The organism is Neisseria sp. HMSC070F02 (genome assembly GCF_001814225.1).
Taxonomy (GTDB): domain Bacteria; phylum Pseudomonadota; class Gammaproteobacteria; order Burkholderiales; family Neisseriaceae; genus Neisseria; species Neisseria meningitidis.
Genome location: NZ_KV815429.1, coordinates 47,855 through 57,449, shown reverse-complemented (window position 1 = coordinate 57,449; position 9,595 = coordinate 47,855). Strand labels below are relative to the sequence as shown.

The following is a 9,595-nucleotide window of genomic DNA, read 5'->3' as shown; positions in this document are numbered from 1 at the left end:
GGTTGGGGAGAGGGCAAAGCAGTTGCCGCTCAAAGTGCCATCGCCGTCATCACCGAATCCGATCTCTACCAATACGTCGCCCGTTCGCGCGTCCACAACCGCCGCAAGAAACACGCCGCCGTTTCAGACGGTCTGTTGCGCGACCTTGCCGAAATCAACATCCGCGACCCCGTCGTTCACGAAGAACACGGCATCGGGCGGTATATGGGCTTGGTAACGATAGATTTGGGCGGCGAAACCAACGAAATGATGTTGCTCGAATATGCAGGCGAAGCGCAGCTTTATGTGCCTGTTTCGCAACTGCATTTAATCAGCCGCTACTCCGGTCAGGCGCATGAAAACATTGCCCTGCACAAGCTCGGCAGCGGCGCGTGGAACAAGGCAAAACGCAAGGCTGCCGAAAAAGCGCGCGATACCGCCGCCGAGTTGCTCAATCTCTATGCCCAACGCGCCGCCCAATCGGGACACAAGTTTGAAATCAACGAGTTGGATTATCAGGCGTTTGCCGACGGCTTCGGCTACGAAGAAACCGAAGACCAGGCAGCCGCCATCGCCGCCGTGATTAAAGATTTGACGCAGGCGAAGCCGATGGACCGCCTCGTGTGCGGCGATGTCGGTTTCGGCAAAACCGAAGTCGCCCTGCGCGCCGCGTTTGTGGCGGTAATGGGTGGCAAACAAGTTGCCGTACTCGCCCCGACCACGCTTTTGGTCGAGCAGCACGCGCAAAACTTCGCCGACCGTTTCGCCGATTTCCCCGTGAAAGTCGCCAGCCTTTCGCGTTTCAACAACAGCAAAGCCACCAAAGCCGCGCTGGAAGGCATGGCAGACGGCACGGTCGATATTGTTATCGGTACGCACAAACTGGTGCAGGACGACATCAAATTCAAAAACTTAGGTTTAGTGATTATCGACGAAGAACACCGCTTCGGCGTGCGTCAGAAAGAGCAGCTCAAACGCCTGCGCGCCAATGTTGATATCCTCACCATGACCGCCACACCGATTCCGCGCACCCTCAGCATGGCACTCGAAGGTCTGCGCGACTTCTCGCTGATTACCACCGCGCCCAGCCGCCGCCTCGCCGTCAAAACCTTTGTCAAACCGTTCAGCGAAGGCAGCGTGCGCGAAGCCGTGTTGCGCGAACTCAAACGCGGCGGGCAGGTATTTTTCCTGCACAATGAAGTAGATACGATTGAGAATATGCGCGAGCGGCTGGAAACCCTGTTGCCCGAAGCCCGCATCGGCGTGGCGCACGGACAACTGCGCGAGCGCGAGCTGGAACAAGTGATGCGCGACTTTTTGCAGCAAAGATTCAACGTGTTGCTCTGCTCTACCATCATCGAAACCGGCATCGACATCCCCAACGCCAACACCATCATCATCAACCGCGCCGACAAATTCGGATTGGCGCAACTGCACCAGCTTCGCGGGCGCGTCGGCCGCAGCCACCACCAAGCCTACGCCTACCTGCTCACGCCCGAATACATCACCAAAGACGCAGAAAAACGCCTCGACGCCATCGCGGCAGCAGACGAACTCGGCGCAGGTTTCACCCTCGCCATGCAGGATTTGGAAATCCGCGGCGCAGGCGAAATCCTCGGCGAAGGACAATCCGGCGAAATGATACAGGTCGGCTTCACGCTCTACACCGAAATGCTCAAACAAGCCGTGCGCGATCTCAAAAAAGGCCGCCAACCCGACCTCGACGCGCCGCTGGGCATCACCACCGAAATCAAACTGCACAGCCCCGCCCTACTGCCCGAAAGCTACTGCCCCGACATCCACGAACGGCTCGTCCTCTACAAACGCCTCGCCGTCTGCGAAACCGTGCAACAAATCAACGCCATACACGAAGAACTCGTCGACCGCTTCGGACTGCCCGAACAACCCGTCAAAACCCTCATCGAAAGCCACCACTTACGGCTTATGGCAAAAGAATTGGGTATCAATGCCATTGATGCGGCCGGCGAAGCGGTAACGGTAACCTTTGGCAAAAACAACAATATTGATCCAACCGAAATCATCCTGCTGATTCAGAACGACAAAAAATACCGCCTTGCCGGCGCCGATAAGCTGCGGTTTACCGCAGAGATGGAAAATATCGAGGTCAGAATCAACACCGTAAAAAACGTTTTAAAAACCTTGCAAAACAGATGCCTGCCCAAATAAAGCCGACACCGCAATGCTGTCTGAAACACCGTTTTCCTTGTCCGAAAGCCGCCATTATGAATTTGAAGGAAACTCCACTATAATACGGCATTCAGATTTTCAGACGGCATCGCGCCCGTCAGACCGCACACAAACCAAAAGGAAATACATGTTCCGTACTATGCTTGGCGGAAAAATCCACCGCGCCACCGTAACCGAAGCCGATTTGAACTACGTCGGCAGCATTACCGTCGATCAAGACCTGTTGGACGCGGCAGGCATCTATCCCAACGAAAAAGTCGCCATCGTCAACAACAACAACGGCGAACGTTTTGAAACCTATACCATTTCAGGCAAACGCGGCAGCGGCGTGATTTGTCTGAACGGTGCTGCGGCAAGGCTGGTGCAGAAAGGCGATATCGTCATCATCATGTCTTACGTCCAACTCTCCGAACCCGAAATCGCCGCACACGAGCCCAAAGTCGTCTTGGTAGACGGAAACAACAAAATCCGCGATATCATCTCCTACGAGCCGCCGCACACCGTACTGTAACCCTGAAAACGGACATTGATTATGGATATTAAAATCAACGACATCACCATCGGCAACAACTCGCCCTTCGTCCTATTCGGCGGCATCAACGTTTTAGAAGATTTGGATTCCACCCTCCAGACCTGCGCGCATTACGTCGAAGTTACCCGAAAACTCAGTATTCCCTATATCTTTAAAGCCTCTTTCGACAAGGCAAACCGCTCGTCCATCCATTCCTATCGCGGCGTAGGCTTGGAAGAAGGCTTAAAGATTTTTGAAAAAGTCAAAGCAGAGTTCGGCATCCCCGTCATTACCGACGTACACGAACCCTATCAGTGCCAACCCGTTGCCGAAGTGTGCGATGTCATCCAGCTTCCCGCCTTTCTTGCGCGGCAGACCGATTTGGTGGCCGCAATGGCGGAAACGGGCAATGTCATCAACATCAAAAAACCACAATTCCTCAGCCCCTCTCAAATGAAAAACATTGTGGAAAAATTCCGCGAAGCCGGCAACGGGAAACTGATTTTATGCGAACGCGGCAGCAGCTTCGGCTACGACAACCTCGTTGTCGATATGCTCGGTTTCGGCGTGATGAAACAGACTTGCGGCAACCTGCCGGTTATTTTCGACGTTACCCACTCCCTGCAAACCCGCGATGCCGGTTCTGCCGCATCCAGCGGTCGTCGCGCACAGGCTTTGGATTTGGCACTTGCAGGCATGGCAACCCGCCTTGCCGGCCTGTTCCTCGAATCGCACCCCGATCCGAAACTGGCAAAATGCGACGGCCCCAGCGCGCTGCCGCTGCACCTTTTAGAAGATTTTTTAATCCGCATCAAAGCATTGGACGATTTAATCAAATCACAACCGATTTTAACAATCGAATAACACGGTTTCGCCTTATGATGCAGACTTTCCGAAAAATCAGCCGGTATGCCGCAACCTTGTGGCTCGGTATGCAGATTATGGCGGGTTATATCGCCGCACCGGTGCTGTTCAAAATGCTGCCCAAAATGCAGGCGGGCGAAATTGCCGGCATATTGTTCGACATCCTCTCTTGGAGCGGGCTTGCCGTTTGGGGCGCGGTACTGGCTGCCGCCTTTGCCGCCCTAACCCGGCGGCAAACCGCCCTACTGCTTTTTTTATTGTCCGCCCTTGCCGCCAACCAATTTTTGGTTACCCCCGTTATCGAGGCGCTGAAATACGGGCATGAGAATTGGCTGTTGTCGTTTGTAGGCGGATCCTTCGGAATGTGGCACGGCATTTCCAGTATTGTTTTTATGGCAACCGCCCTACTTTCAGCAGTTTTAAGTTGGCGGCTTTCCGGCAAAGAGGCCGTCTGAAGCCCTCCCATTTTTACCTCCCTTCACTTCACTTGGAGAACATTCATGAGCGCAATCGTTGATATTTTCGCCCGCGAAATTTTGGACTCACGCGGCAACCCCACAGTCGAGTGTGATGTATTGCTCGAATCCGGCGTAATGGGACGCGCAGCCGTACCGAGCGGCGCGTCCACCGGTCAAAAAGAGGCTTTAGAACTTCGCGACGGCGACAAATCCCGTTACTTGGGCAAAGGCGTATTGAAAGCCGTTGACCACGTCAACAACCAAATCGCGCAAGCCCTCATCGGTATCGATGCCAGCGAACAATCTTATATCGACCAAATCATGATCGAATTGGACGGTACTGAAAACAAAGGTAACTTGGGTGCCAACGCGACTTTGGCCGTTTCTATGGCCGTAGCACGCGCAGCCGCTGAAGATACAGGGCTGCCGCTTTACCGCTACTTGGGCGGCGCAGGTCCGATGTCCCTGCCCGTACCGATGATGAACGTCATCAACGGCGGCGAACACGCCAACAACAGCCTGAACATCCAAGAGTTTATGATTATGCCCGTCGGCGCAAAATCTTTCCGCGAAGCGTTGCGCTGCGGTGCGGAAATTTTCCACGCCTTGAAAAAACTGTGCGACAGCAAAGGCTTCCCGACCACAGTCGGCGACGAAGGCGGTTTCGCCCCCAACCTGAACAGCCACAAAGAAGCCCTGCAACTGATGGTTGAAGCCACCGAAGTCGCCGGCTACAAAGCGGGCGAAGACGTATTATTCGCATTGGACTGCGCGTCCAGCGAGTTCTACAAAGACGGCAAATACCACTTGGAAGCCGAAGGCCGCTCCTACACCAACGCGGAATTTGCCGAATATCTGGAAAGTCTGGTCAACGAGTTCCCCATCATCTCCATCGAAGACGGGATGGATGAAAACGACTGGGAAGGCTGGAAACTGCTGACCGAAAAACTGGGCGGCAAAGTCCAACTCGTTGGCGACGACCTCTTCGTTACCAACCCGAAAATCCTTGCCGAAGGCATTGAAAAAGGCGTGGCAAACGCACTATTGGTCAAAGTCAACCAAATCGGTACTTTGAGTGAAACCCTGAAAGCCGTCGATCTGGCAAAACGCAACCGCTACGCCAGCGTGATGAGCCACCGCTCCGGCGAAACCGAAGACAGCACCATTGCCGACTTGGCAGTCGCCACCAACTGTATGCAGATCAAAACCGGTTCTTTGAGCCGTTCCGACCGCATGGCGAAATACAACCAACTGCTGCGTATCGAGGAAGAATTGGCGGAAGCCGCCGACTACCCCGGCAAAGCCGCATTCTACCAACTGGGCAAATAAAAAAGGTTAAGGTATGAAGTGGGTAACTGTCGTTTTATCCTTCGCACTTGTCTGTTGCCAATACAGCCTCTGGTTCGGCAAAGGCAGCATCGGACGCAACAGCAGTCTGAGAGAACAGATTGCCGTTCAAGAAGAAAAAAACCAGACACTCGCCCTACGCAATCATTCCCTTGCCGCCGAAGTCTATGATTTGGAAAACGGTCAAGAAGCCATTTCGGAAATCGCCCGGGTAGAACTGGGTTATATCCAAGACGGTGAAACCTTTTACCGACTCATCAGGCATAACCGGTAATACCGTCAAAAAGCCGTCCGAACCAATGTTCGGACGGCTTTTATTTCAACAAACTGTCAGACAGCCCCTCATCCTCCCCCGACAAACCGCAATCCAGCCTGACATCCCCCTCGACGCAACAGCAGCACGGCAGTATCTCGTCCCGCCCCAAAAAAGCCAAAGGCGGCTCCCGATAAGTAACGCTTCCCTCCAAAATCTTCACTCGGCACGATCCGCAATATCCGCTTCGGCACTGATATTCCACCATATGCCCCGTCCGTTCCAAGCCTTCCAACAGGGTCTCGCCCTCCAAGAGCTCAAAAAAACCCTTATTCGTACCAATGCGCGCCATTTCCGACCAATCAAAAATATAGTGGATTAAATTTAAACCAGTACGGCGTTGCCTCGCCTTGCCGTACTATCTGTACTGTCTGCGGCTTCGGTCGCCTTGTCCTGATTTTTGTTAATCCACTATAAAAGGAACAATAACCGATCCTACCCGCTGTTTTTCCCATCATACAACATACAAATGCCGTCTGAAACATCCGGCTTCAGACGGCATTTTTTCAAAAAACGTTTACAACTCAAAATCGCCCAAATCATCCGTATTCACTTCAGAATCGATCTGACCGATCAAATAAGAGGATATTTCCACTTCCTGCGGCGCGACCTGTACGTTATCGGACGACAGCCACGCATTAATCCACGGAATCGGGTTTTGATTTGCGCCTTCAAATCCGGCCGGCAACCCCACCGCCTGCATACGCAGATTGGTAATATATTCGACGTATTGGGATAAGATTTCTTTGTTCAAACCGATCATCGAACCGTCCTTAAACAAATATGCCGCCCACTCTTTTTCCTGTTCCGCCGCTTTTTTGAAGAGTTGGAAACATTCGTCCTGCAACTCGGCGGCAATTTCTGCCATTTCAGAATCATCGACACCCGAACGCATCAGATTAAGCATATGCTGCGTGCCGGTCAGGTGCAGGGCTTCGTCGCGGGCAATCAGTTTGATGATTTTGGCGTTGCCTTCCATCAACTCGCGCTCGGCAAAAGCAAACGAGCAGGCGAATGAAACGTAGAAACGGATGGCTTCCAACACATTGACGCACATCAGGCAGAGATAGAGTTTTTTCTTCAACCCGCGCAAAGACACGGTAACGGGTTTGCCGCCGACATTGTGCACCCCTTCGCCCAACAGGTTGTAATACTGGGTGTATTCGATTAAGTCATCGTAATAGCAGGCAATGTCTTCGGCGCGGGCGGTAATGTATTCGTTTTCGACAATATCATCAAACACGACCGACGGATCATTCACAATATTGCGGATGATGTGGGTATAGCTGCGCGAGTGGATGGTTTCGCTGAAGCTCCACGTTTCAATCCACGTTTCCAACTCGGGAATCGAAACCAAAGGCAGCAAAGCAACATTCGGACTGCGCCCTTGGATGGAATCGAGCAGTGTTTGGTATTTCAGATTGCTGATGAAAATATGTTTTTCGTGTTCTGGCAGGTTGGCGTAGTCGATACGGTCGCGCGACACGTCGATTTCTTCCGGCCGCCAAAAAAACGACAATTGTTTTTCAATCAGTTTTTCAAATACCTCGTATTTCTGCTGGTCATAACGGGCGACATTAACCGGCTGACCGAAAAACATCGGCTCATTCAGCGCGTCGTTTTTGGTTTTGGGAAAGGTGCTGTATGACATAGTTAAGTGTTCGCAGGACATAATCTATTCTCTATATTAATTAAAAATGATCTGTAAGTTTTAACTAACCTGCTGAGACTTTATATATTTAATAAAATTTTCTAAAGTTAAAACATGGGTTTTCCCAAAAGTTCCAAATGTTTTTACGGATTCTTTAGGGACAACTAAGGTTAAATTCTCATCACTCATTTCCTGAATTTGAGTATCAGATATACCTTCTTGTAGAGTAAATAAATGCTTATGAGGAATTCGATCTGCTTCATTTAAAACTTGGCGCCAGCGATCCTTACAAGTAGTCTTTGAACCTAGCATTGTCAGCTTTTCAGTTTGAAATATGAAATTCCCTGATTCATCCATCGCATGGTACTCTTCACTTCCAGGAAATAAAAAATCTGGTTTCTTTTTCCCTTCTGTCTTCGCTTGCGTCTCAAATTTTAAGGAAAATTCGTCAAATATTCTTGATAAATGTAACTCTAAAGATTTTCCTGCTCTTGCTTTTCTGCGATTTGTAAAAGAATGTGCAAAATTAATGAAGCTATCCAAATCAGTAATTTTTGATTTAATAATTTCAAATTCACGTTTTTCAAAAATGGAAAATAATTCATATTCCTTTGAAACCCATTGTTTTAACACATTACTAACGTTAGTTTTATTTAATGCAATATTTTCCCTTGCCAAAACTGCCATTTCTTCAGTTTTGGGGAAGTTAGGAAATAGTGAAAATAATTTTGTTAGGTTATCCTCTACTTCTTGTTTTTTAGGTAAATATAAACTTCCTGGTAAAATGTTAGTTTCTGCGATAAATATTTCAATATCTTCATCTGAAGATAAAACAAAAGCATGGAATAATAAATCTTTATAACAAGCTCTGCACAATACCAATAAGGAACCACTATATTTATCACTTAAAAATTCAAAATTCTTGCCAAAACCCGTAATTCTCGCCTCATTTCTCGTGCCTTGGCCGTAATATTTAAAATTGCTATTAGTGACGCTTCCATCTTGCCAATTAATTTTGATTGAAATAGTTTTATTTGTTCCCTTTTGGCAAACTACATCAAAGAGGTCGTCTGAAAAATGTTTTTGAATATAAAATCCTGATTGGTGACTACCAGTAGTACCAACATCATTGGGACGAATATAACGACAGTATACTGCAATTGATTTATTTGCTGTCTGTATTGCTGAAGCTACTAAGTCATCGGATTTATTTACTACTTGTATTGTCTGAGCTGCCAAGTCATTCATTTTTTAACTCATTTATAATTTGTTTAGCAATAGCTTGAACCAACGGTACAGCAATTGAATTGCCAAACTGCTTGTATGCAGCTGTCTTGGATACTGCATCAATAACAAAATCTTTAGGAAATCCCATTAAACGCGAGCACTCCCTAGGTGTCAGCTTCCTAGGATTTTTTCCTTTCTGAGGGATGAGTATTTCGGAACCATCTTTGTAATATCGTGCAGATAGAGTTCGTGATATTCCATCTAAATCAACTAATCCAAAACCAAATCCATTACCCTTTGCCTTATGTTTTTTAGCGTAATTTTGAAGGTAAAGCCATAAGTTATCAGAAAGAGTAAAAGAATTATCTACATCATCTTCCAAAATTTGCTTTAATTTTGGTTGTGATTCTGGTGGGGAAGGAAAATTGAAATTTATTTCCTTATTAAAATATTGTCTATCAAAACCTACAATAAAAATACGCTCCCTATTTTGAGGAACATAATATTTTGCATTCATAACTTGATAAAATATCTGATAGTCAAGCTCTTCTAAAGTCCCTTTAATTACTTTAAATGTATTTCCTTTGTCATGCGAAACAAGGTTTTTCACATTCTCTAAAAGAAAAATTTTAGGTCGATGTTTTCCAATAATTTCAGCAACATCAAAAAATAGAGTTCCCTGCGCCTTATCTAAGAAGCCTGTTTCTCGTCCTAGGCTTTTTTTCTTTGAAACACCAGCTATAGAGAATGGCTGACACGGGAATCCTGCTGTTAATACATCAAACTTACTTGGAATAGCTGCTTTGGTTTCCTTTAATGTAATATCTCCATAAGGAATATCATTAAAATTTACTTGGTAGGTTTGACGGGCTTTATCATCCCATTCACTAGAAAATACACATCGCCCACCAACATTCTCCATTGCAATGCGAAAACCACCTATTCCCGCAAATAAATCAATAAAAGTAAATTTCTCATTATTTAAGGTAACTATATTATCTAATTGATTTTGTATTTTATTTTTCATATTTTATATT

At 47.9% G+C, this 9,595-nt stretch carries 10 protein-coding genes; 6 read left to right on the top strand and 4 right to left on the bottom strand.

Annotation, left to right across the window (positions count from 1 at the left end; translation table 11 throughout):
• From mfd to ftsB, 6 genes are all read left to right on the top strand, one after another.
• A partial coding sequence (gene mfd, locus HMPREF2959_RS05820; protein ID WP_070696501.1) for a transcription-repair coupling factor occupies window positions 1–2,166 on the top strand: 2,166 nt, incomplete at its 5' end.
• Window positions 2,167–2,314: 148 nt separating this feature from the next.
• Complete coding sequence (gene panD / locus HMPREF2959_RS05815; protein WP_002234942.1) at window positions 2,315–2,698, top strand: aspartate 1-decarboxylase; 384 nt, start codon at window positions 2,315–2,317, stop codon at window positions 2,696–2,698.
• A 21-nt stretch (window positions 2,699–2,719) separates the two neighbouring features.
• A complete protein-coding gene (gene kdsA, locus HMPREF2959_RS05810) occupies window positions 2,720–3,562 on the top strand; it encodes a 3-deoxy-8-phosphooctulonate synthase (RefSeq protein WP_002243565.1) in 843 nt (280 codons plus the stop codon).
• A gap of 14 nt (window positions 3,563–3,576) precedes the next feature.
• Window positions 3,577–4,017 carry a DUF4149 domain-containing protein gene (locus HMPREF2959_RS05805; RefSeq protein ID WP_002243566.1) on the top strand — a complete coding sequence of 147 codons (441 nt, stop codon included), beginning with the start codon at window positions 3,577–3,579 and terminating at the stop codon, window positions 4,015–4,017.
• Between the two features lie 45 nt (window positions 4,018–4,062).
• Complete coding sequence (gene eno / locus HMPREF2959_RS05800; RefSeq protein WP_002243567.1) at window positions 4,063–5,349, top strand: phosphopyruvate hydratase; 1,287 nt, start codon at window positions 4,063–4,065, stop codon at window positions 5,347–5,349.
• Between the two features lie 13 nt (window positions 5,350–5,362).
• Window positions 5,363–5,641, top strand: coding sequence for a cell division protein FtsB (ftsB, locus tag HMPREF2959_RS05795; RefSeq protein ID WP_002213385.1), 279 nt, complete (start codon window positions 5,363–5,365; stop codon window positions 5,639–5,641).
• Between the two features lie 40 nt (window positions 5,642–5,681).
• Here the strand turns inward: ftsB and yfaE are convergent, their stop codons facing one another.
• From yfaE to dcm, 4 genes are all read right to left on the bottom strand, one after another.
• The gene (gene yfaE, locus HMPREF2959_RS05790; RefSeq protein ID WP_002217077.1) at window positions 5,682–5,972 is read right to left on the bottom strand and encodes a class I ribonucleotide reductase maintenance protein YfaE; all 291 of its coding nucleotides are present in this window, start codon (window positions 5,970–5,972) and stop codon (window positions 5,682–5,684) included.
• A 225-nt stretch (window positions 5,973–6,197) separates the two neighbouring features.
• Window positions 6,198–7,331, bottom strand: coding sequence for a class Ia ribonucleoside-diphosphate reductase subunit beta (gene nrdB, locus HMPREF2959_RS05785; protein ID WP_002213381.1), 1,134 nt, complete (start codon window positions 7,329–7,331; stop codon window positions 6,198–6,200).
• 60 nt (window positions 7,332–7,391) lie between these two features.
• A complete protein-coding gene (locus HMPREF2959_RS05780) occupies window positions 7,392–8,579 on the bottom strand; it encodes a type II restriction endonuclease (protein WP_002213380.1) in 1,188 nt (395 codons plus the stop codon).
• A complete protein-coding gene (gene dcm / locus HMPREF2959_RS05775; RefSeq protein ID WP_002222381.1) occupies window positions 8,572–9,585 on the bottom strand; it encodes a DNA (cytosine-5-)-methyltransferase in 1,014 nt (337 codons plus the stop codon). The genes HMPREF2959_RS05780 and dcm overlap by 8 nt, the downstream gene beginning before the upstream one ends.
• Window positions 9,586–9,595 lie beyond the last annotated feature (10 nt).